This is a genomic window from Roseateles koreensis (assembly GCF_028595305.1).
Lineage (GTDB): Bacteria > Pseudomonadota > Gammaproteobacteria > Burkholderiales > Burkholderiaceae_C > Paucibacter_A > Paucibacter_A koreensis.
The window spans coordinates 166,661-189,403 of the sequence record NZ_JAQQXS010000002.1 but is presented as its reverse complement, the minus strand read 5'-3'; the positions used below and the strand labels follow the sequence as shown (position 1 = coordinate 189,403).

General features: G+C 61.8%; 21 protein-coding genes. 19 read left to right on the top strand and 2 right to left on the bottom strand.

Going from position 1 to position 22,743, the window contains the following annotated elements; all coding sequences use genetic code 11:
- Positions 1 to 143: 143 nt before the first annotated feature.
- The 19 genes from rpmF to nagZ all read left to right on the top strand — a co-directional run bounded on the left by rpmF (position 144) and on the right by nagZ (position 17,551).
- Positions 144 to 326, top strand: a complete 183-nt coding sequence (rpmF, locus tag PRZ01_RS02640; protein ID WP_009552540.1) for a 50S ribosomal protein L32 — start codon at positions 144 to 146, stop codon at positions 324 to 326.
- A gap of 234 nt (positions 327 to 560) precedes the next feature.
- The gene (gene plsX / locus PRZ01_RS02635; protein ID WP_273595370.1) at positions 561 to 1,661 is read left to right on the top strand and encodes a phosphate acyltransferase PlsX; all 1,101 of its coding nucleotides are present in this window, start codon (positions 561 to 563) and stop codon (positions 1,659 to 1,661) included.
- Complete coding sequence (locus PRZ01_RS02630) at positions 1,658 to 2,692, top strand: beta-ketoacyl-ACP synthase III (RefSeq protein WP_273595203.1); 1,035 nt, start codon at positions 1,658 to 1,660, stop codon at positions 2,690 to 2,692. The genes plsX and PRZ01_RS02630 overlap by 4 nt, the downstream gene beginning before the upstream one ends.
- 78 nt (positions 2,693 to 2,770) lie before the next feature.
- The gene (gene fabD, locus PRZ01_RS02625; protein ID WP_273595202.1) at positions 2,771 to 3,712 is read left to right on the top strand and encodes an ACP S-malonyltransferase; all 942 of its coding nucleotides are present in this window, start codon (positions 2,771 to 2,773) and stop codon (positions 3,710 to 3,712) included.
- A 32-nt stretch (positions 3,713 to 3,744) separates the two neighbouring features.
- On the top strand, positions 3,745 to 4,494 hold the full coding sequence (fabG, locus tag PRZ01_RS02620; protein ID WP_273595201.1) for a 3-oxoacyl-ACP reductase FabG: 750 nt from the start codon (positions 3,745 to 3,747) through the stop codon (positions 4,492 to 4,494).
- Positions 4,495 to 4,662: 168 nt separating this feature from the next.
- A complete protein-coding gene (acpP, locus tag PRZ01_RS02615; RefSeq protein WP_102767677.1) occupies positions 4,663 to 4,902 on the top strand; it encodes an acyl carrier protein in 240 nt (79 codons plus the stop codon).
- Between the two features lie 61 nt (positions 4,903 to 4,963).
- A complete protein-coding gene (gene fabF / locus PRZ01_RS02610; RefSeq protein ID WP_273595200.1) occupies positions 4,964 to 6,208 on the top strand; it encodes a beta-ketoacyl-ACP synthase II in 1,245 nt (414 codons plus the stop codon).
- Positions 6,209 to 6,288: 80 nt separating this feature from the next.
- Positions 6,289 to 6,756, top strand: a complete 468-nt coding sequence (locus PRZ01_RS02605) for a hypothetical protein (protein WP_273595199.1) — start codon at positions 6,289 to 6,291, stop codon at positions 6,754 to 6,756.
- 138 nt (positions 6,757 to 6,894) lie between these two features.
- Entirely contained in the window at positions 6,895 to 8,325 is a 1,431-nt protein-coding gene (locus PRZ01_RS02600; RefSeq protein WP_273595198.1) for a DegQ family serine endoprotease, read from the top strand.
- A 629-nt stretch (positions 8,326 to 8,954) separates the two neighbouring features.
- A complete protein-coding gene (gene lepA, locus PRZ01_RS02595) occupies positions 8,955 to 10,763 on the top strand; it encodes a translation elongation factor 4 (RefSeq protein WP_273595197.1) in 1,809 nt (602 codons plus the stop codon).
- 22 nt (positions 10,764 to 10,785) lie between these two features.
- Positions 10,786 to 11,751, top strand: coding sequence for a signal peptidase I (lepB, locus tag PRZ01_RS02590; RefSeq protein WP_273595196.1), 966 nt, complete (start codon positions 10,786 to 10,788; stop codon positions 11,749 to 11,751).
- A gap of 61 nt (positions 11,752 to 11,812) precedes the next feature.
- Positions 11,813 to 12,208, top strand: coding sequence for a DUF4845 domain-containing protein (locus PRZ01_RS02585; protein WP_273595195.1), 396 nt, complete (start codon positions 11,813 to 11,815; stop codon positions 12,206 to 12,208).
- A gap of 52 nt (positions 12,209 to 12,260) precedes the next feature.
- Positions 12,261 to 12,971: a ribonuclease III gene (gene rnc / locus PRZ01_RS02580; RefSeq protein WP_273595194.1), complete on the top strand. Its 711-nt coding sequence runs from the start codon at positions 12,261 to 12,263 to the stop codon at positions 12,969 to 12,971.
- 24 nt (positions 12,972 to 12,995) lie between these two features.
- Positions 12,996 to 13,922, top strand: a complete 927-nt coding sequence (era, locus tag PRZ01_RS02575; protein ID WP_273595193.1) for a GTPase Era — start codon at positions 12,996 to 12,998, stop codon at positions 13,920 to 13,922.
- A gap of 33 nt (positions 13,923 to 13,955) precedes the next feature.
- On the top strand, positions 13,956 to 14,735 hold the full coding sequence (gene recO / locus PRZ01_RS02570) for a DNA repair protein RecO (RefSeq protein WP_273595192.1): 780 nt from the start codon (positions 13,956 to 13,958) through the stop codon (positions 14,733 to 14,735).
- A gap of 26 nt (positions 14,736 to 14,761) precedes the next feature.
- Positions 14,762 to 15,556, top strand: a complete 795-nt coding sequence (locus PRZ01_RS02565) for a pyridoxine 5'-phosphate synthase (protein WP_273595191.1) — start codon at positions 14,762 to 14,764, stop codon at positions 15,554 to 15,556.
- Positions 15,556 to 16,089, top strand: a complete 534-nt coding sequence (locus PRZ01_RS02560; RefSeq protein ID WP_273595190.1) for a GNAT family N-acetyltransferase — start codon at positions 15,556 to 15,558, stop codon at positions 16,087 to 16,089. Before PRZ01_RS02565 ends, PRZ01_RS02560 begins: the two co-directional genes overlap by 1 nt.
- Entirely contained in the window at positions 16,086 to 16,481 is a 396-nt protein-coding gene (gene acpS, locus PRZ01_RS02555; RefSeq protein WP_273595189.1) for a holo-ACP synthase, read from the top strand. Before PRZ01_RS02560 ends, acpS begins: the two co-directional genes overlap by 4 nt.
- Before the next feature lie 2 nt (positions 16,482 to 16,483).
- A complete protein-coding gene (gene nagZ, locus PRZ01_RS02550) occupies positions 16,484 to 17,551 on the top strand; it encodes a beta-N-acetylhexosaminidase (protein WP_273595188.1) in 1,068 nt (355 codons plus the stop codon).
- 73 nt (positions 17,552 to 17,624) lie between these two features.
- Here nagZ and PRZ01_RS02545 read toward each other — a convergent pair whose 3' ends face one another.
- Entirely contained in the window at positions 17,625 to 19,172 is a 1,548-nt protein-coding gene (locus PRZ01_RS02545; RefSeq protein ID WP_273595187.1) for a POT-type proton-dependent oligopeptide transporter, read from the bottom strand.
- Between the two features lie 309 nt (positions 19,173 to 19,481).
- Positions 19,482 to 22,541: an Rne/Rng family ribonuclease gene (locus PRZ01_RS02540; RefSeq protein WP_273595186.1), complete on the bottom strand. Its 3,060-nt coding sequence runs from the start codon at positions 22,539 to 22,541 to the stop codon at positions 19,482 to 19,484.
- Positions 22,542 to 22,743 lie beyond the last annotated feature (202 nt).

Here is a 22,743-nt window from a genome sequence, read left to right as displayed (position 1 = left end):
TGAAGGCGGCTTCGCGCATGGTGCGCATGAGTCTCGTGCACAGCAATTGCGGCGTCCGGGGTGTGAGTCGGGGTTTGGGCATTGATCTGGCTCCAGATCTGCCGCAGCCTCAGTCTCAATCACCGGATCCTTAGGAGAATTTCATGGCCGTTCAACAAAACAAGAAGTCGCCTTCCAAGCGTGGCATGCACCGTTCGCACAATGCCCTGGTTACCCCGGGTACTGCCATCGAGCCGACCACTGGTGAAGTGCATTTGCGTCACCACATCAGCCCCACCGGCTTCTACCGTGGCCGCAAGGTCCTGAAGACCAAGGCTGACGCTTAATCATCGATTGGTCTTGTGCTCGTTCGCGGGGTTTCAAACCCGGCGATGATTGAGCCAAGCTTTTCTGGCGTTCTCACGAAACCCCGGCCTGTGCCTTGATGCAGTGCCGGGTTTTTGTGTTTCTGCCGTTGGGAATTCTTCCCTCACGGTCCAACCTGCCCTGATCTGATGTCACCTGAATTAGCAAGCAGCAATTCCGTCCGGCCCGAGGGCTCGCAACTGCAGCCCCTGGCCGTGGTTCGTCTCGCGGTGGATTGCATGGGGGGCGATCACGGCCCTTCGGTCACCTTGCCGGCCTGCCAGGCGTTTCTGGCCAAGCATCCGCAGGCTGAACTGGTGCTGGTGGGTTTGCCTGAGGTGCTGGCTGAGGCGGCGCAGTGGCCGCGTTGCAGCGTGGTGCCCGCCAGCGAGGTGGTCACCATGGACGATCCGGTCGAGGTGGCCTTGCGTCGCAAGAAGGATTCGTCCATGCGGGTGGCGATCAGCCAGCTGAAGGCGGTGGGTGATGCCCCGCCCAAGGCCGATGCCTGCGTTTCGGCGGGCAATACGGGCGCCTTGATGGCGGTGTCGCGCTACCTGCTCAAGACGCTGGAGGGCATCGATCGCCCGGCGATTGCCTCCGTCATGCCCAATCAGTTGGGGGCCTACACCACCATGCTCGACCTCGGCGCCAATGTGGATTGCACGGCGGAGCATCTGCTTCAGTTTGCTGTGATGGGTAGCGCTTTGGTGCAGGCTGTTGACGGCAAAACTGAACCCAGAGTGGGGCTGCTTAATATCGGTGAAGAAGCGATCAAGGGCAGTGAGACCATCAAACGCGCGGGCGAATTGCTGCGCCAGGCCGATGCGGCGGGCCAATTGAACTTTTTTGGCAACGTTGAAGGCAATGATATTTTCAAGGGCACGACCGATCTGGTGGTCTGTGACGGCTTCGTTGGCAACGTTGCGCTGAAAACTGCCGAGGGCTTGGCGACCATGATCATTACGATCATTCGCGAAGAGTTTGGCCGCAATTGGCTGACGAAGGCCGCAGCAATGCTCGCCATCCCCGTGCTCAAGCGCTTCAAAGGTCGGGTGGATCACCGTCGTTTCAACGGCGCGGCATTGCTCGGATTGCGCGGTTTGGTGTTCAAAAGCCATGGTTCGGCCGATGCCTATGCCTTCGAAAACGCCTTGAACCGGGCTTATGATGCGGCCCGCAACCGGTTGTTGGACCGGGTTCATGACCGCATCATTGCAACGCTGCAGGCCATGCCTTTGGTGGCTGGGCAGCAGATTCAGGGTGAGGCGGCCGCATCAGGAAACCAGGCGACTGGCGTCGCTCACGCTGCATGACCTCGCAACAGAATAGTTCTTCCAAGCCTGCATCTGCAGCGCTTTACCCGCATTCTTCCCGTTATTCCCGCATCATCGGTACCGGCAGCTATCTGCCACCGCGCCGCTTGAGCAATCAGGATTTGGTCGACCAACTGGCGGCTGACGGGATTGAGACCTCGGACGATTGGATTGTCGAGCGCACTGGCATCCGCGCACGTCATTTCGCTGACGCCGGCGTGACGGCCAGCGAATTGGCGCTGCCAGCGGCCCGCGCCGCCATCGAGGCAGCGGGCATCACCGCCGCCGATATCGATCTGGTCATCGTTGCCACATCCACGCCGGACATGGTGTTTCCGTCCACCGCTTGCTTGTTGCAGCATAAGCTGGGCATTGCCGGTGGTGCCGCGTTTGACGTGCAGGCGGTGTGTTCAGGTTTTGTGTACGCACTGACCGTGGCGGACGCGTTGATCCGCACCGGCTCGGCACGCAAGGCCCTGGTGGTGGGCGCCGAAGTGTTTTCGCGCATTCTTGATTTCAAGGACCGCACCACCTGCGTGCTGTTCGGTGATGGCGCAGGCGCGGTGGTGCTGAGCGCCAGCGATACCTCCGGCATTCTGGCGACCGAGCTGCATGCTGACGGCCAATATGCGGGCATATTGTGCGTGCCGGGCAGTGTGTCGGGCGGGCAGGTCACGGGCAGCCCCTTGCTGCGTATGGACGGCCAGGCAGTGTTCAAGCTCGCGGTGGGTGTACTGGACAAAGTGGCACGTTCGGTGCTCGAAAAGTCTGGCCGTTCGGACGCTGACATCGATTGGCTGATTCCGCACCAGGCCAATCTGCGCATCATGCACGGCACCTGCAAGAAGCTGAAGCTCTCTCTGGACAAGCTGATCGTCACCGTTGATCAGCACGGCAACACCTCCGCCGCCTCGATTCCGCTGGCGCTCGACCTGGCGGTGCGCGACGGCCGCATCAAGTCGGGCGACACGGTCATGCTTGAAGGCGTGGGCGGTGGCTTCACCTGGGGCGCTGTGTTGTTGGATTTTTGATCGGCCGATCTCTATCTGCTCGATCCATCCGCATTGAAAGCCTACGCCCTCCCAACCCCTATTCATTCATAGAAGACCATGACTGCAAAATTCGCATTCGTCTTTCCCGGCCAAGGCTCGCAGGCCGTGGGCATGCTGGACGCTTGGGGTGATCACCCCGAGGTGAGCCGCACGCTGGCCGAGGCTTCAGCAGCCCTGGGTGAAGACATGGCGGCCCTGATCAAGACGGGCCCCAAAGAACAACTCGACCTGACCACCAATACCCAACCGGTGATGCTGACGGCGGGTATCGCCTGCTACCGCGCCTGGACTGCTGAAACCGGCCTGATGCCGGCGGCTGCGGCTGGCCATTCGCTGGGCGAATACACCGCGCTGGTGGCCGCTGGCGCCTTGACGCTGGCCGATGCCTTGCCGCTGGTGCGCTTCCGCGCACAGGCCATGCAAGAGGCTGTGCCGGTGGGTGTGGGCGCCATGGCCGCCATTCTGGGCCTGGAAGCTCAGGCGGTACGCGACGGTTGCGCGCAGGCGGCTGTGGCGAGTGGTGAGGCGGTGGAGGCCGTTAACTTCAACGATCCCAAACAAACCGTGATCGCCGGCAGCAAGGCCGGGGTGGACAAGGCTTGTGAGTTGCTGAAGGCGGCCGGCGCCAAGCGCGCGCTGTTGCTGCCGGTGTCAGCACCGTTTCATTCCAGCCTGATGAAACCTGCGGCAGAGCGTCTGAAGCTGCGCTTGGCCGACACGGCCTTTGCGCCGCTGCAATTCCCGGTCATCAACAACATCGACGTCGCCAGCGTGACCGATGCTGCGGGCCTGCGTGAAGCCTTGTACCGTCAGGCTTTCGGCCCCGTGCGTTGGGTGGAGGTGGTACAAGCCTTGAAGGCCCAGGGCCTCACCCACATCATCGAATGCGGCCCCGGCAAGGTGCTGGCCGGCATGGCCAAGCGCATTGATGGCGAACTCCTCAGCGCCACCATTTTTGACCCCTCTAGCTTGGCCGAGGCACGTGCCCTGCTGGGTTGATGGGCACAAGACAAGACTGAACAGGACTAGCCATGAGTGAACAACAGCAATTCAAGGGCCAGATTGCCCTGGTCACCGGCGCCAGCCGCGGCATTGGCCGTGCCATCGCCCTCACCCTGGCCGAGCAGGGCCTGGTGGTGATCGGTACCGCCACCACCGAAGCCGGCGCAGCGTCGATCAGCGAAGCGCTGGCCCCTTTGGGTGGCCGCGGTATTGCCCTGAACGTGAACGATGCGGCGGCTGTGGAGTTGGCGATCGACGAGATCGTCAAGACCGATGGCGGCCTTCAGATCCTGGTCAACAACGCTGGCATCACCCGCGACACCCTGTCCATGCGCATGAAGGACGACGATTGGGATGCGGTGATGGACACCAATCTCAAGGCAGTTTTCCGCATGAGCCGCGCCGTGATGCGCACCATGATGAAACAGCGTTATGGCCGCATCATCAACATCACCTCGGTGGTGGGCGCCTCCGGCAACGCGGGCCAGGCCAACTACGCGGCGGCCAAAGCCGGTGTGGCCGGCATGACGCGTTCGCTGGCGCGTGAACTGGGCAGTCGGGGCATCACCGTCAACTGCGTGGCGCCCGGTTTCATTGCCACCGACATGACGGAAGTTTTGCCCGAAGCGCAAAAAACGGCGCTGCTGGCGCAGATCCCGGTTGGCCGTTTGGGTGAGGCGCGAGAGATTGCCGAGGCCGTGGCATTTCTGGCTTCGCCCAAGGCCGCCTACATTACGGGCAGTGAACTGCACGTCAATGGCGGCATGTATATGAATTGAACTTGAGTTGAACTGACTCGAATTGAGGTGTCGGCAACCGCCGCCGCCCACCGGATTTGCCCGGCCGGTGAAGGATCTTTGGAGTGATTTGCGCCTCTGCTTAGAGGACTCACCCTAGAGGCCTTAGAATCCCGGGCTGTTCCTAGCAAACCCCTCCCGGAGGAGTCCATGAGCGATATCGAAGCACGTGTCAAGAAAATCATCGCCGAGCAACTCGGCGTCCCTGAGTCCGATGTGACCAACGAAAAGGCCTTCGTGGCCGATCTGGGCGCCGACTCGCTCGACACCGTGGAATTGGTGATGGCACTCGAAGACGAGTTCGGCATCGAAATCCCCGATGAAGAAGCCGAGAAGATCACCAGCGTTCAACTGGCGATCGACTACGCTGTCAAGCACCAGAAGGCTTAAGTTCAAGCCTTGCCTGAGCCTTCGGGCTCAGGGTTCTTCGTTCAACTGATCCCCCTATCGCATGAGCCGTCGTCGCGTTGTCGTCACAGGACTTGGTCTGATCAGCCCCGTGGGTAACACGGTGGCCGAGGGCTGGGCCAATATCCTGGCTGGTCAATCCGGCATTGATCGCATCACTCGTTTTGATGCTTCAGCTTTTGCCTGCCAGTTCGCTGGTGAGGTGAAGGGCTTTGACATTGCCGAGTACATCAGCAGCAAAGAGGCCCGCACGATGGACCGCTTCATCCATTACGGATTGGCGGCTTCCATTCAAGCGGTGCGGGATGCCGGTCTGCCGACAGGCGATCAGTTGACCGAAGAGCAGGCCGAACGCATTGGCGTGCTGGTCGGGTCGGGCATTGGCGGCTTGCCGCTGATCGAAGAAACCCATGCTGAATATGTGGCGCGCGGGCCGCGCCGCATCTCCCCATTTTTCGTGCCAGCCTCGATCATCAACATGATCTCGGGCCACGTTTCGATCAAGTTCGGCTTTCAAGGCCCGAACCTGTCCATCGTGACGGCGTGCACCACCGGCCTGCACTCCATCGGAGCGGCAGGGCGTTTGATTGAATACGGCGACGTCGACGTGATGATCGCCGGCGGCGCGGAATCCACCGTGTCGCCGCTGGGCATCGGCGGCTTTGCTTCGGCGCGGGCCTTGTCCACGCGCAACGACGATCCCAAAACCGCATCCCGCCCCTGGGACAAAGACCGCGATGGTTTTGTGCTGGGTGAGGGCGGTGGCGTGATGGTGCTCGAAGAGTACGAGCATGCCAAGAAGCGCGGCGCCAAAATTTATGCCGAGCTGGTTGGTTTTGGCATGGGTGCCGATGCGTACCACATGACCGCGCCCAGCGTGGACGGCCCCAAGCGCTCAATGCGCGCCGCCCTGCGCAACGCGGGCTTGAATGCCGATCAAATTCATTACATGAATGCGCATGGCACCTCAACGCCTTTGGGCGACCTGAACGAAACCAATGCCATCAAGCTGGCGTTTGGCGACCATGCCAAGAACCTGGTGATCAGTTCCACCAAGTCCATGACAGGGCACTTGCTCGGCGGGGCAGGGGGCATCGAGTCGGTGTTCACGGTGCTGGCGGTTCACAACCAGGTGGCCCCGCCAACCATCAACATCTTCAATCAAGATCCTGAATGTGATCTGGACTACTGCGCCAACGAAGCGCGTCCGATGGAGATTGAATACGCCGCGAAGAACAACTTCGGTTTCGGCGGCACCAACGGCACGCTGATCTTCAAGAAGATCTGATCTGTGGCGCAGCAGCGGCGGTTTGTGTGGCAAGGCCTGGTGAATCGCCCCGCGCTGAAGTGCCCCACAAGGCCTCATCGTTGAACTCAACACGCAGGCGCTCCCCAGCCCTGCGTATCGACATCCATCCCCAGCCCCGGCTGCAGGGCTTGATTGCGGCTTTGGCCGCGCTGGCAGCCCTGTGCGCCGGCGTGGCTTGCGTGGCGCATCAGGCCTCGCTCTGGCCCTGCTTGATCCTCCTTTTGCCCGCGTCGGCGGGTTTTGCCTGGCGCATGGCCAAGGTGCAGGCTTGCCGGCTGCAGTGGGATGGCCAGGTTTGGCGCAGCTCAGTGCGGCTTGATCAAGACGCCGATTCGCCCCAGCGCGTCAGCGTGGTGATGGATATGGACCGCTGGATGTTGCTGCGTTTGCAGCCACTGCCTGCCCGCTGGTGGCGCCCCGACCACTTTGTGCCTGTGAGCGCAGCCCAGCAGGGCGCGCAGTGGGGTGCCTTGCGCGCGACCCTGTTCTCGGCCCACCAAGAAGAACCCTCGGTAAACTCCGCGTGAACGGAGTCCCGGTATCCCGGTCTCTCCGCATTCCGGTGAAGTCTTTTTTGCAACCCTTGTGAGCCTCTGAGTCCAAAGATGATGCCCTCCCTGATTGCTTCTCGTCCTGTTTCTTGCTCCGTCCCGCGCCTCGCGCGGATGGGCCGCGTTTTCTTGTCGGCCTCGGTGCTTTCGCTGTCCTTGAATCTGGCCTTGGCGCCTGCAACGGCGCTGGCGCAGCCGCAAGGCTTGCCGGACTTCACTGAATTGGTGGAGAAGGTGGGGCCAGCCGTGGTCAATATCCGAACCTCTGAGCGCTTGAAGCAAAGCGCTGCGGGCTTGCCGGAGATGGATGAGCAGATGCAGGAATTTTTGCGTCGTTTTGGTCTGCCCGTGCCCAATCAACGGCGCAACACCCCCCGTGGTGGCAACGATGAAGACCTGCCGCAGCGGCGTGGCATCGGCTCAGGCTTTGTCTTGAGCGGCGACGGCTATGTGATGACCAATGCCCACGTGGTGAACGGTGCCGACGAAGTCTACGTCACGTTGACGGACAAGCGTGAGTTCAAGGCCAAGCTGATCGGCGCGGATGTGCGCACGGACGTTGCAGTGCTCAAGATTGATGCAACGGGTTTGCCGGCCGTGAAAATCGGCGACGTCAGCCGTTTGAAAGTCGGCGAGTGGGTGATGGCCATCGGCTCGCCCTTTGGCTTCGATAACAGCGTCACCGCCGGCATCGTTAGCGCCAAGGCGCGCGACACGGGCGATTTTTTGCCCTTCATTCAGACCGATGTGGCGATCAATCCCGGCAATTCCGGCGGCCCTTTGCTGAATATGCGCGGCGAGGTGGTGGGTATCAACTCGCAAATCTATAGCCAGTCGGGCGGCTTCATGGGCATCTCCTTCGCCATCCCGATTGATGAGGCCATTCGGGTCTCTGATCAACTGCGTGCTAACGGCAAAGTGGTGCGGGGTTTCATTGGCGTTGCGCCTGACGACCTGAGCAAAGAGGTGGCCGAATCCATCGGCTTGGGCAAGCCCACGGGTGCAGTGATTCGCAGCGTGACGGCAGGCGGTGCCGCGGAAAAGGCGGGCATTGAGGGCGGTGACGTCATCACCAAGTTCGACGGCAAGGTGATCGAGAAGGCCAGCGACCTGCGCCGGGTTGTCGCGGCCCTCAAGCCGGGGTCCAAGGCGGCGGTGCAAGTTTTCCGCCGCGGTGCATACAAAGACTTGAGCGTTGTGATTGCGGAAATGCCCAGCGACAAGCAAGCACGTGCCGCAGATGCCGAAACCAAGACGGCGCCCACCACCTCGGCGGCTTTGGGCCTGCAGGTGTCGGAACTGACTGAGGCGCAAAAGAAAGAACTGAAGCTGCGTGCTGGCGTTCGCGTGGACACGGTGACGGGGCCTGCGGCCCGTGCCGGCTTGCGTGAAGGGGATCTGATCTTGTCGGTGGATAACGTTGAAATCGGCAGCATCAAGCAATTCCAGGCGCAACTGGCTAAATCGGAAAAAGCCAAGGTCATCAATCTGGTGGTGCGGCGCGACGACGTGGTGAGCTTTGTGCTGTTGCACCCCGTGCGCTGAGGTGCTGCATTGCGTGGTTCGGGGGGCTCGGTCCGGCGCTCGGTTGTGTGAAAAAGGCCGCTGACAGAGCCGAGCGATGGGGGACTTGCGCGGCGGGTCTTTCCTCATCGTGAAAAATCCGGCGCCCTGCTTGAGGGCGCTGACGGATTGGAGTGGTGGCTCGAAAAGGCTGAACTGCGCATAAATCTCACGTGTGCAGACACTGACTTCGTGTTCAAAATGCGGGATTCTTGGCGCTATCAGATAGAATTCAATCCTTGTGTGCACTCTTTGCATGGCTGACGCAATGCAAAAGAGGGGCGGCTGCGCCCATGGGCTTCAAGCTTGAACTTATTCACAAGTTGCTCTCATTCGATTGTGAGTAAGTTGTTGATAACTTTGCTGTTGGCGAGCCGCAACGACCGGGAATCCCCTGCCAGCGCGGTTTCCAGAACGGGGCTTTTCGCTACAATGGAAGCCCAACAAGCAGTTGCCATACGTTTTGTTGGAAGGCGCGTCACCGTTTCGACGTGCCTTTTTTTTATGTTCGGCGCCGCCCTGTCGGGCCTTCACATCGCTGCGCGATATGAGCCTTTCCTGCAACGGTTTCGCCGTTGAAGTCTACGGTCGCTCAGACCGCGTTTGAGTCCATGAATCACATCCGCAATTTCTCCATCATCGCCCACATCGACCACGGCAAGAGCACGCTGGCGGACCGCATCATTCAACGCTGTGGCGGTCTGTCGGACCGTGAGATGGAAGCGCAGGTGCTGGACTCGATGGACATCGAGCGCGAGCGCGGCATCACCATCAAGGCCCAGACCGCGTCCCTGCAGTACACGGCCAAAGACGGCAAGACCTACAACCTCAACCTGATCGACACGCCCGGGCACGTAGACTTCTCTTATGAAGTCAGCCGCTCGCTGTCGGCCTGCGAGGGTGCGCTGCTGGTGGTGGATGCCAGCCAGGGTGTGGAGGCGCAGACCGTGGCCAACTGCTACACCGCGCTCGACTTGGGCGTGGAAGTGGTGCCGGTGCTGAACAAGATGGACTTGCCCAGTGCCGACCCCGACAACGCCAAGGCAGAGATCGAGGACGTGATCGGCATCGATGCCACCAACGCCATCCCGTGCAGCGCCAAGACCGGCATGGGCATCGACGAAATCATCGAGGCCGTGATTGAGCGCATGCCCCCGCCCCAAGGTGTGGTCGATGCGCCGCTGCGCGCCATGATCATCGACAGCTGGTACGACGCCTATGTGGGCGTGGTGATGCTGGTGCGTGTGGTGGACGGCACCCTCAAAAAGGGCGAGCGCATCCGCATGATGGCCTCCAACGCGATCTACCCGGCCGAGCATCTGGGTGTGTTCGCGCCCAAGTCCGAGAAGCGTGATCAGCTCAACGCAGGCGAGGTGGGCTTCATCATCGCCGGCATCAAGGAGTTGCAGGCCGCCAAGGTCGGCGACACCATCACGCTCGAAAAGAAGTTGCCCAACAACCTGGGCCCGGCGCTGGAGGCCTTGCCCGGTTTCAAGGAAATTCAACCCCAGGTTTTTGCTGGCCTGTACCCGACCGAGGCCAGCGAGTACGACCAACTGCGCGACGCGTTGGAAAAGCTCAAGCTCAACGACTCCTCGCTGCGCTATGAGCCCGAGGTGTCGCAGGCGCTGGGCTTTGGCTTCCGTTGCGGCTTTTTGGGCCTCTTGCACATGGAAATTGTGCAAGAGCGGCTGGAGCGCGAGTTCGATCAAGACCTCATCACGACGGCACCCAGCGTGGTCTACGAGGTCTTGCTGAACGACGGCACGGTGATCGAGGTTGAGAACCCCTCTAAGATGCCCGAGCTGGGCCAGATGCAGGAAATTCGCGAGCCCATCGTGACCGTGCATCTGTACATGCCGCAAGACTATGTGGGTCCGGTCATGACCCTGGCCAATCAGAAGCGCGGCAACCAGATCAATATGGCTTACCACGGCCGCCAGGTCATGCTGACCTATGAGATGCCGCTGGCCGAAATCGTGCTGGACTTCTTCGACAAACTCAAGAGCGTCTCGCGCGGTTATGCCTCCATGGACTATGAGTTCAAGGAGTACCGCGCCTCTGACGTGGTGAAGGTCGATATCTTGATCAACGGCGACCGGGTCGATGCTTTGTCGTTGATCGTGCACCGCCAGCAGAGCCAGTTCCGCGGCCGCGGCGTGGCTGCCAAGATGCGCGAGCACATCCCGCGCCAGATGTACGACGTGGTGATTCAGGCGGCGATTGGCTCCAACATCATTGCCCGCGAGAACATCAAGGCGCTGCGCAAGAACGTGCTGGCAAAATGCTACGGTGGCGACATCACGCGCAAGCGCAAGTTGCTTGAAAAGCAGAAGGCCGGCAAGAAGCGCATGAAGCAAGTGGGCTCCGTCGAGGTGCCGCAAGAAGCCTTCCTGGCCATTTTGCAAGTCGAAGATTAATCAACCCGGACCCCTACGATTGATGAGCGCACTGACCGGAATTTTCTACGCAGCCCTCGCGGCTTACCTGGGCGGCTGGTATACCGGCTACTGGAGTGGCAACTTCGCGCTTCTACTCTTCATCTTGACGGTGGTCACGCTGAGTTACTGGCTGGCCGAGCGTTTCCATTTCGCGCCGGCGCGGGCCAAGGCGGCGGCTGAATTGTTGGAAAACGATGCCAAGCGCCGCCAGACCTTGGCCGCACAAGGTATTGCCCGGGTCGATGGTGACGTCGAAGTTGCACGTCAGCAAATCCTGCGCCAACCTTGGTGGATGGACTGGACCGCCGGCTTGTTCCCGGTGATCTTGATCGTTTTTTTGTTGCGCTCCTTCTTGTTCGAACCCTTCAAGATTCCCTCAGGTTCCATGGTGCCGACGCTGCTGGTGGGCGACCTCATCCTGGTCAATAAATTCCACTATGGCGTGCGCCTGCCGGTGATCAACAAGAAGATCATCGCTAACAATGAGGTCAAGCGTGGCGATGTCATGGTGTTTCGCTTCCCGCCAGACCCGAGTGTGGATTTCATCAAGCGCGTGGCGGCGGTGCCCGGCGACGAGATCAGCTACCTGAACCAGAAGCTCTACATCAACGGTCAGCCCACCGAGGTTCAGCCTCAGGGCGATTTCTACGACGAAAGCTCCATGTCCTACCGGCCCTTGTTCACCGAGAAGCTGGGCGACAAGGAGCACAAGTTGCTGGTGGACCCACAGCGTCATCCGATGTTCCGCGCAGACACGGCATTCCCCTTCCAGGACAACTGCAAATACAGTCCTGAAGGCGTGACTTGCAAGGTGCCCGCAGGCTACTACTACATGTTGGGCGACAACCGCGACAATTCCCGCGATTCACGCTTCTGGGGCTTTGTGCCTGACGAGAACATTGTCGGCAAGGCCTTTTTTGTCTGGATGAATTTCGGCAGCCTCAAGCGCATCGGCTCTTTCAATTGAGCGACAGAACGGTTTGAGACGGGTGTATCAAAGGCGCAGTATCAACATCAAGGACCCTACCATGGCACAGCAAGGTCGTGCAGCGACAGCTCGGCAGTTCACCGGCATTGGCCGCTCGCAGCGGGGGGTCAGCTTGCTGGGCTTGTTGTTCTGGGCCGTGGTGCTGGCCTTTGGCGGGGTGGTTCTGGCGCGGGTGTTTCCGGCCGTGATGGAGTACTACACCCTGGAGCGCGTCGTTGGCCGCATTGCGTCGGAGAACCCGGCAACCGTTCCGGCGGTGCGGGAGGCCTTTACGCGTGCCCAGCAGATTGAATACTCGATCATCAGCATTGGCCCGCAAGACTTGCAGATCAGCAAAGAGAATGACAAGGTGCTGATCAGCTTTGCCTATGACAAAGAAATTCCTCTGGCTGGCCCGGTTTACCTGCTGATCAAATTCGAGGGCAGGTCGCGCTGAGAGATTGGCCCCGACACCCGTGCTCTGATTTTTCCTTGTGACCATATTTGACATGACTTCGTCGCTCGCCACGCTTCAACAACGCTTGGGTCATCAATTCAGCAAGCCTGAGTTGCTCACCCGCGCCTTGACGCACCGCAGTTTCAGTGTCGATCACAACGAGCGGCTTGAATTTCTGGGTGATGCGGTGCTGAGTCTGGCGGTGTCCAGCCTGCTGTATGAGCGTTTTTCGGGCTCGGACGAGGGCGATCTCACACGCATCCGCGCCCATATGGTGCGCGAAGACAGCCTGCATCGGCTGGCGCTCACCCTGGATTTGCCTGGGGTGCTGCGCCTCTCCGACGGCGAGGCCAAGGGTGGCGGCGCACAACGTGCCTCCATCTTGGCTGACGCGGTGGAGGCCCTGATTGGTGCCACTTTTGTTGACGGCGGCTATGCGCCCGCGCTGGAGGTGGTGCGCAAGCTTCTGGCGGACGTCATCAGTCAGGCTGGCAGCAGCGGCGACCAGTGGGGCAAAGACGCCAAGACCGCCCTGCAAGAATGGCTGCAAGCCCGCCGGTTGGCGGTGCCCACCTACACCATCACCGAAACTCGGGGGCAGGCGCATGCGCAGACCTTCGAGGTGGAGTGTGCCGTGCCGTCCTTGAGCCTGAGCAAAAAGGGCGAAGGCCGTTCGCGCCGCGTGGCCGAACAAGATGCGGCACGGCGTATGCTTGATGAATTGATCTCACGTGACAAGCCGGGCTCCGGTTTGCGCGACTAAGGAACAGCTTCGCGCTGTCACTCCATGAACGAAACCACACTGCCTTCCTCCGCCCCTGACAGCGAGGGCCCGGCACAACGCTGCGGTCTGATCGCCATTGTCGGGCGTCCCAATGTGGGCAAATCCACCTTGCTGAATGCCTTGGTGGGTCAAAAGGTGAGCATCACCTCGGACAAGGCGCAGACCACCCGGCACCGCATCACCGGCGTGCGCACCGTGGACGAGGCGCAGTTTGTCTTCGTCGATACGCCTGGGTTTCAGACCAAACATAACGCCGCGCTCAATCGCACCCTGAACCGCACGGTGCATGGCGTGTTGGGCGATGTGGATTTGGTTCTGTTTGTGCTGGAAGCGGGACGTTTCGGCCTGGACGACGCCAAGGTGCTGTCCCTGCTGCCCGAAGACAAGCCAGTGGTCATGATTGCCAACAAGCTGGACGCCGTGCAGCGCCGCGCTGAGCTCGCCCCCTGGCTCAAGAGCATGCAAGAGCGTCGCAACTTCGCCGAGTTTGTGCCTTTGTCGGCCAAGAAAGAGGCCGATGTAGCTCGTCTGTTCAAGATTCTCAAGCCTTATCTGCCTGAGCAGGGCTGGTTCTACGAAGAAGATGCGCTGACCGATCGCTCCGAGAAATTCCTGGCCAGTGAAATCATTCGCGAAAAGCTTTTCCGCCTGACGGGCGACGAGCTGCCCTACACCTCCACGGTGGTCATTGACAAATGGGAAGATGAGGGCGAGTTGCGCCGCATCTCCGCCTCCATCGTTGTCGAGCGTGATGCCCACAAGGGCATGATCATCGGCCAGGGCGGCGAGCGCCTGAAGCGTATCGGCTCCGAAGCGCGCCAGGAGTTGGAGCATCTGATGGATGGCCGTGTATTCCTGGAGTTATGGGTCAAGGTGCGGTCGGGTTGGGCGGACACGGAAGAGCATCTGCGCACCTACGGCTACGAGTAATAACTTGTGTTCTAAGCTCTCGCCAGTGCTTTGATGGCCCGCGTCGCGCGCCCACCGGCCGTTCAGCAAGCCTTTGTTCTGCATCAGTACAACTGGAGCGAAACCAGTCTGGTGCTGGATTTGTTCACCCGTGAGCAGGGCCGTATTGCCGTGGTGGCCAAGGGCGCCAAGCGGCCATACTCTCAATTGCGTGCGGTGTTGTTGCCGTTTCAACGCATTCAGGTGACCTTGTCCAAGCCGGGCAAGACAGCAGACGGCGGCAGTGCCGAGGTGCTTACCCTGCGCGGCGCTGAATGGGCCGGGGGCATGACAATGCCGGTAGGTGCCGCGCTGTTTTCGGGTTATTACCTCAATGAGTTGCTGCTCAAGTTGCTGGTCCGGCAGGATGCTCATCCCCAGCTTTTCGATGCCTACGCCGACACCCTGCCGCAGTTGCACGCCAAGGAGGACGCCGCTTCGCAGGCAGCGCTGCGCGCCTTTGAATTGCGACTGTTGCTGGAAATGGGGTTGCTGCCCGACCTGAGCCTGTCCACCATCACCCAGGCACCCGTGGATGAGGCCAGGTTTTATATGCTCAGCGCCGAGGCCGGCGTGTTGCCCCATACCGGCGAGGCCGCGGCCTTCAGCGGCGCCAGCCTGATCCAGCTGCAAGCGGCCTTGCTACACGGCAGCAGCGCCGCGTTGCAATACGCCTGTGCGGCGAGCCTGCCGCCCTTGCGCTCCGCCCTGCGCGGTCTGCTTCACTATCATCTGGGGCAAAAGCCCTTGCGCACCCGCCAGGTGATGGTGGACGTGCAAAAACTCATTGATTGAATGACGAGAAGAAGAGAGACCCGTTCATGAATCCCTTGATCGCGCCCGAGTCCAACGCCCACCATGCTGCCGGCGGCCGCTGTGCCTTGTCGGTCAACGTCAACAAGGTGGCCTTGCTGCGCAATACCCGGCATTTGGGCATTCCCAGCGTGTTGCGTGCGGCCGAAGCCTGCTTGCTGGCCGGCGCACAAGGCATCACCGTGCACCCGCGGCCGGACGCCCGCCATGTGCGCACGCAGGACGTGCATGACTTGGCCGAGCTGCTGCGCCGCGACTGGCCCCAGGTGGAATACAACATCGAAGGCAATCCGACCCAGAACCTGATGGACTATGTGCGCGAGCTGCGCCCCCATCAAGTGACCTTTGTGCCTGACAGCGAGGACCAATTCACCTCCGACCACGGCTGGCAGTTTCCCGCCGATATGGCGCGCCTGAAGCCCCTGGTGGCCGAAGCCCAGGCCCTGGGCGTACGTGTCAGCCTGTTCATGGACCCTACGCCCGAGGCCATGGCCTATGTGGCCGAGCTGGGCGCCGATCGGGTTGAGCTTTACACCGAAACCTACGCCAGCACACATGGCACCGCACGCCAAGCCGAGGTGCTGGCAGGCTTTACCCGCACCGCCCAGGCGGCATTGGCCGTGGGCCTGGGCGTGAACGCCGGCCATGACTTGAACCGCGACAACCTCGCCGACTTTCTGCGCGCCGTGCCCGGCGTTCAAGAAGTGTCCATCGGCCACGCTCTGATCGCAGACGCCCTGGAACTGGGCTATACCGAGACGGTGCGCGAGTACCAGCGTTGCATTCAAAAGGCCTACGCCTGATGGGCATGGCCGCCCCGCAGATGCGTCCCGGCCGGCCTGCGGACGCCGCCCGCATCGCCGCGCTGGCGCGCTGGGTCTGGCTGGACAGCTATGCTGGCCAAGGTGTTAGCGAGGCCATTGCGTCCTACTTGCGCGATGCATTTGACGAGCAGGCCTTGCGTCGCGCGTTGGATCTAGGCCGCCATTGGGTCGTGGAGCAGAGTGAGATATTGCAGGGTTGGGCACAGCTCAGCGAGGCGACTGAATGCCCGGTGGACCTGCCCTTGGGTGAAGAGTCTGCCGTGGAGTTGCAGCGCCTCTACATCGCGCCACCGTGTGTGGGCCATGGCCTGGGCACCCGCCTGCTGCGTCAAGCTCGGCAAACATGGCCCGAGCGCGCCCTTTGGCTCAGCGCCTGGGAGGGCAATACGGGTGCCTTGCGTTTTTATCGCCGTGAGGGCGGGCAAGCCTGGGGCGAGTGCTGGTTTGAGTTGGACGGCCAGCGTCATCGCAATGAAGTGCTGGGGTGGCCTGCGCTGGAAATAGCATCATGATCTACGGCATCGGTACCGACATCTGCGACATCCGCCGTATCCGCGATACCCTGGTACGGCGGGGTGAACGCTTTGCCGAGAAGGTGTTGGGTCCACATGAGTTGGCTGTGTTTCGTGAGCGCAGTGCCCGAGTGGCTGAGCGGGGTGTGAGTTATCTGGCCACCCGCTTTTCAGCCAAGGAGGCCTTTTCCAAGGCGATTGGGATGGGCATGCGCATGCCCATGACCTGGCGGGATTGCGAGATCGTCAAAGCGGTCAGCGGCAAGCCCGAGATCCGCTTACATGGCGAGTTAGCACTCTGGTTTGAAGCCAAGGGGCTGAGGGCCCATGTCAGCGTGAGCGATGAAATCGACTATGCAGCCGCCTTTGTGGTGGTGGAAACCAAGGATTGAAGATGCTCGATAAACACCATGCTCCCGTTGTGCTGGATGTTGCTGGCCTGAGCCTGACCGCGGCGGAGGCTCAACGCCTGAGTCACCCCCTGGTTGGCGGCCTGATTCTGTTTGCGCGCAATTTCGAGAGCCGGGCCCAACTGGTGGCTTTGACCTCCAGCATCAAGGCCTTGCGTCCTGACATTCTCATCGCCGTAGACCACGAAGGCGGCCGCGTGCAGCGCTTCCGCACCGATGGCTTTACTCATCTGCCCGCCATGCGCTCACTTGGCGAGTTATGGATGCAAGACGCGATGCGTGCCACCGAGGCCGCAACGGCCAGCGGGTTTGTGCTCGCGGCAGAGCTGCGGGCCTGCGGCGTGGACTTCAGCTTTACGCCGGTGCTTGATTTGGACGTGGGCAACACCAGCATCATCGGCGAGCGCGCCTTCCACAGCGACCCGCGTGTTGTCAGCCTGCTGGCCAAGAGCCTGATGCAAGGCCTGCTGCTGGCCGGCATGAGCAGTTGCGGCAAGCACTTCCCGGGCCATGGCTTTGTGAAGGCCGACAGCCACGTGGACGTGCCGGTAGACAAGCGCAGTCTGAAAGCCATTTTGGCGGCTGACGCCAAACCCTTTGAGTGGTTGAGCCTGAGCCTGTCTGCCGTGATGCCCGCCCATGTGATCTACCCCAAGGTAGACAGCCGCCCGGCCGGCTTCAGCGCCCGTTGGTTGCAAGAAATCTTGCGTGACAAGCTGGGCTTCGGCGGCGCCATCTTCAGCGACGACTTAGGCATGGCCGGTGCCCGCGTGTTGGAGGGTAGGGCGATTGGCTATACCGAGGCGGCCCTTGCTGCCTTGCAGGCCGGTTGCGACTTGGTGCTGTTGTGCAATCAGTCGGCCGTGGACGGCGGTGCTGCGATTGACGAGTTGCTCGCTGGCTTGGCTGCCGCCGAGTTGGATGGCCGCTGGACACCCGAACCCGACAGCGAATCGCGCCGCCTCGACTTGCTACCCCAAACCGTGCCGCTGACCTGGGACGAATTGATGCGCAATGCGCGCTATCTGGCGGCGGTTGAACGCTTGGCTTGAGCCCCTCGCCGGGAGGCTAGGGCATCTGACGCCTGCTTCATAAAATGCGCGCGCTCTCATCACGCGCAGCCACTCAATTGCGATAGTTGTCCTGCATCTCGTAGCCTCGCGCATACAGCGCGAACAGCAAGGCGGCCAACAGGGCGAAGCCTGCGAAGAAGAACATTTGGAAGGCCGTGACGCTGGTGCCGGTCCTCTGGATGTAGGCGGTGAGGGTGGGGCCCTTGACGCTGGCGTTGGACAGTAGCACCCACAGATTGCCAACGGTTACCGAGAGATTCCAGAAACTGGTAATCACGCCCTTCATGGCCAGTGGCGCTTGGCTGTAGGCGAACTCCAGCCCAGTGGCCGAGACCAACACTTCGCCAAAGGTGAGCAAGGCGTAGGGCAGGATCTGCCAGACGATGCTGACACTGTGCGCCGAGTCCAGCCACAGCTGAAAGCCTGCCACCACGAAGAAGGCCACGCCGGCAAAGGCGATGCCGGCGCCCATGCGCCGCAAGGCGGTGATGCGCAGCCCCAGGCGGCCCAGCAAGGGATAGAGCACCAGGTTGTTAAAGGGGATCAGCGCCATCACCAGCAGCGGGTTCAGGGCCTGCATCATGGACGATTGAAACCACCCCGGCTTGCTCATTTGGTCGGCTTGCAGGACCCAGGTGGAGGCCTTCTGGTCGAACAGCGACCAGAAGGGGGTGACCAACGCGAACAGCACCAGCAGGCGCAAGACGGTGCGCACGCCCGCAACGGCTTCGGCGCCATGTTTCGCTGTGGCGCGGTCCAACTGCAACCAGGCGCCCGCACCGCCGAAGCCCATCACCAGCACCAAGGCGCAGCACAGTGCTGGCACGATGCCCAGAGCGGTGTATTGCGTCAGGCTGAACACAGCCAGCGCCGCACCCGTCAAGGCCAGCCAGAGGCCGTGGCGGCCTGCGCCAGGGGCGCTCAAGGCGGTGCGAATGACCTTGAGAAAGCTGTTGGGGTCTTGCCCAGCCGTTGGCGCGACGTGCACATATTTTTTGCGCCCTGACCAGAACACCAGGGTGGCGATGAACATGAACACACCGGGAATGCCGAAGGCCACGCTGCCGCCGAATTGCTTGAGGAATAGGGGCATCAGCAGCGAGGCGAAGAAGCTGCCGAAGTTGATGATCCAGTAGAAGCCGTCGAACACCTTCTGCGCGAGCGACCGGTTGTTCTTGTCGAATTGATCGCCCACAAAGGCGCTGACCAGCGGCTTGATGCCGCCTGAGCCCAGGGCAATCAGAAATAGGCCGAAATAGAAACCCCGCAGATTGTCTTCAAACAGCGCCAGGCAGGCGTGCCCGGCGCAGTACACCAAGCTGAGCCAGAAAATGGTGTTGTACTTGCCGAAGAAGCGGTCCGACAACCAGCCGCCTAGCAGCGGAAAGAAGTACACCCCGATCACGAAGGTATGGAATACATCCTTGGCTTCGCCTTTGCGCAACGGCTCTGGGATGGACAGCAGCAAGCTGCTCATCAGGAACACCGTCAGGATGTTGCGCATGCCGTAGAAGCTGAAGCGCTCGCAGCCCTCGTTGCCGATGATGTAGGGAATTTGTGGCGGCATTTGAGGCAGCGCGGGCGTGGCCTTGTGGGTCATGAGGGTCGTTCCAGGCGAAGGATGGGAAAAAAGCGCCCGCAGCGGTTGGCCGCGGGCCATTGATCGATCCCGATCAGAGGGTGATGCGGGGCCTTGTGAAATAGGGAAGGGCGCACTGTAGCGCACAGGGCGGGGCCTTCTGGCCGGTGAATGTACGAAGCCCCGCCAAGGGGGGCTGTGAGAGCCACCGTGCGGAGCGCAGCATTCCTCTTGGCCTTTGTCCAAAAGAAAACGCCGCCCGGCGATTCAGCCAGGGCGGCGTTGGGGACGGGCTGGCGCGGCGCCGGCTCGTCGCGGGTCGAGCTGGGATCAGGCCTCGAAAGGCAGCTTGATCTGGGCCAAGTCTTTCTTGGTCTCAACCAGCACTAGCGGGCCTTCGTCCAGCACCACCGCAGGCTTGGGCTCGCGGGGCACGTGCACGGGCTTGGGCTCGGCGGCGATGGCGTCCTGGGCGGCGCGAATCTTCTCGGCGTCCGAGTTGACCCATTGCAAACCGCTGCCTTCTGCAATCGCGTGCAGCGCGTCCAGCGGCAGGGTGAAGGGCGCAGCCACGGGGGCCGCGGCTTCAGCCATTGGCGCTGTTGCCACAGGGGCTGCGCTGACCGGCGTCACCACGGCGGTTTCTGCAGCGTGTGTGGCTACGGCTACGGTTGCGGGTGCGGGTGCGCTTGCAACTGTGTTTGCAGGCACATCCGCGGAGACCGCGTCCTCGGCCGATGAAGCGGCTGCTGCCGTTGCGGGCGTGGCTTCAGCGCCTGAGTCCTCGGCGTTGCGTTCACGACGGGGGCCACGGTCGCGGCCGCGTTGACGGCCACCGCGTGCGCCACGGCCTTCGCCGTCACCTTCGGCGGCGGAGGCTGTCGGGGCGTTTTCGCCTTCAGCGTCGCTGCCAGTTGCCGTTGCGGGTGCCGCGCCATTTTCACCAGTGTCACCAGCGGCTTGGGCTTGATCTTCGCCCGCTTCGTTGGTGGTGCGGCCGTCTTCACGGTCGCGGCCACCACGGCGGCGGCGGCGGCCACGGCCTTGGCGCTCTTCGCTGCCTGCTTCGCCGTTGGCATCATTGCCGGCGCGTTGGCCCTCCGAACCGTCGAGGCCTGCAGGGGCGCCTTGTGTGTCCACAAAGGCATTGGCTGTCACATCGGCTGGCGCGTTCAAGCCTAGCGCGGCTGCGCTTTGCTGCTCTTCCGTGCGCTCGCCGCGTGGCTGGCGTTCACCGCGAGGGCGGCGGCCGCCTTCGTTGCGCTCAGTGCGATCACCGCGCTCGCCACGTTCTGTGCGCTCAGTGTTGCGGCCTTCAGCGTTGGCCACGGTGGTATCGGGCTTGGCCTCCGAACGCTCGCCACGCTCGTTGCGGCGGTTGCCACCTCGTTCATTGCGCTCGCCGCGTTCAGCACGTTCGCCACGCTCGGGGCGTTGCTGGCCGTTCTCGCCACGGGCTTCTTGAGGCTTGTCGCCGCGCGAGCCGTCGCGTCCGCCGTCACGCTTGGCGTTGCGATCGCCGCGCTCATTGCGTTCGCCGTTGCGGCCGCGACCATCACGTCCACCGCGCCCACCATCACGGCCGCCTTCACGCTTGCTGCGCTCGCCGTTGGTGGGCTTGGTTTCGGTTGCCGGCGTTGCCACAGGGGCGGGCGCCGGTGCGCCAAACAGCCCCTTGATCCAGCCGAAGAAGCCGCCGCTCGAAGCCGGGGCTGCCGCCACGGCCACTGGTGCAGCCGCGGGTGCCGCCTTGGGCGGAGCCGCCACGGGCATGGGCGCGGGCTGCTCGGGCAAGATACCCTTGATGACAGGCTCTTGTTTGCTACGACCCTTGTCGGAGTCGCTGCGGCGGGTGATGCCCACCTCGTCTTGCGGCTCTTCGATCATGGTGTAGCTGGCTTGCAGGTTCTCCAGACGTGGGTCGTCGTGGCGCAGGCGCTCCAGCTTGTAGTTGGGCGTCTCCAGGTGCTTGTTGGGCACCAGCAAGACGGTGACGCGCTGCTTCAACTCGATCTTGGTGATCTCGGTGCGCTTTTCGTTCAGCAAGAAGCTGGTCACTTCCACCGGCACTTGCACGTGCACGGCGGCGGTGTTGTCCTTCATGGACTCTTCTTGCACCATACGCAGGATCTGCAGCGCCGAGGACTCGGTGTCGCGGATGTGGCCGGTGCCGTTGCAACGCGGGCAGGTGATGTGGTTGCCTTCGCTCAGCGCTGGGCGCAGGCGTTGGCGGCTCATCTCCAGCAGGCCGAACTTGCTGATGGAGGCGAACTGCACGCGGGCGCGGTCCTGGCGCAGGGCGTCACGCAGGCGCTGCTCGACTTCGCGGCGGTTCTTCGACTCTTCCATGTCGATGAAGTCGACCACGATCAGGCCGCCCAGGTCGCGCAGGCGCATCTGGCGTGCGATTTCGTCGGCGGCTTCCAGATTGGTGCGGGTGGCGGTTTCTTCGATGTCGCCACCCCGGGTGGAGCGGGCCGAGTTGACGTCCACCGAAACCAGGGCCTCGGTGTGGTCGATCACGATGGCGCCGCCTGAAGGCAGGTTGACCGTGCGGCTGAAGGCGGTTTCGATCTGGTGCTCGATCTGGAAGCGGCTGAACAGCGGCGCATCGTCGCGATAGCGCTTCACGCGATGGCCCTGGTCGGGCATCACGTGGTTCATGAACTGGCTGGCCTGCTCGTACAGGTCGTCCGTATCGATCAGGATTTCACCGACATCGGCGGTGAAATAGTCGCGAATGGCGCGGATCACCAGGCTGGATTCCTGGTAAATCAGGTAGGCGCCCTTGCCGCCCTTGGCCGCATCGTCGATGGCGGTCCAGAGCTTGAGCATGTAGTTCAGGTCCCACTGCAGTTCGGCGGCGGAGCGGCCAATGCCTGCGGTGCGAGCGATCAGGCTCATGCCCTTGGGGTACTCGAGTTGGTCGAGGTTTTCTTTCAGCTCTTCACGGTCTTCGCCTTCGATGCGGCGCGAAACGCCACCGCCGCGGGGGTTGTTGGGCATCAACACCAGATAGCGGCCGGCCAGCGAGACAAAGGTGGTCAGGGCTGCGCCCTTGTTGCCGCGCTCTTCTTTTTCAACTTGAACCAGCAGTTCCTGGCCCTCTTTGATGGCATCTTGCACGCGGGCGGTGCGCACGTCCACGCCTTCGCGGAAGTACTGGCGGGCCACTTCCTTGAAGGGCAGGAAACCGTGGCGGTCTTCGCCGTAATCGACGAAACAGGCTTCGAGCGAGGGCTCGACGCGTGTGACGACGGCTTTGTAAATATTGCCTTTTCGTTGTTCGCGGCCTTCGATTTCGGTTTCGAAATCGAGCAGTTTCTGGCCATCAACGATTGCGAGGCGCCGTTCTTCCGGCTGCGTCGCATTGATCAGCATGCGTTTCATTGACATCACTCCTCGCGCGCCGCCCGGGGCATTTCAGCCGTTGTCGAGGGCACGCAGCATCAAGTCACCGCTTGGATTCGCACCCAAACGGCAACACCAGATGCACGGGCAATGTTGGAGGAACCGAGGAAGGAACCGCCCTGGACTGGCCGTGGATTCGACGTCGAAAAACCGAAGTCGATCAGGTGGTCAGCGTTGGCGC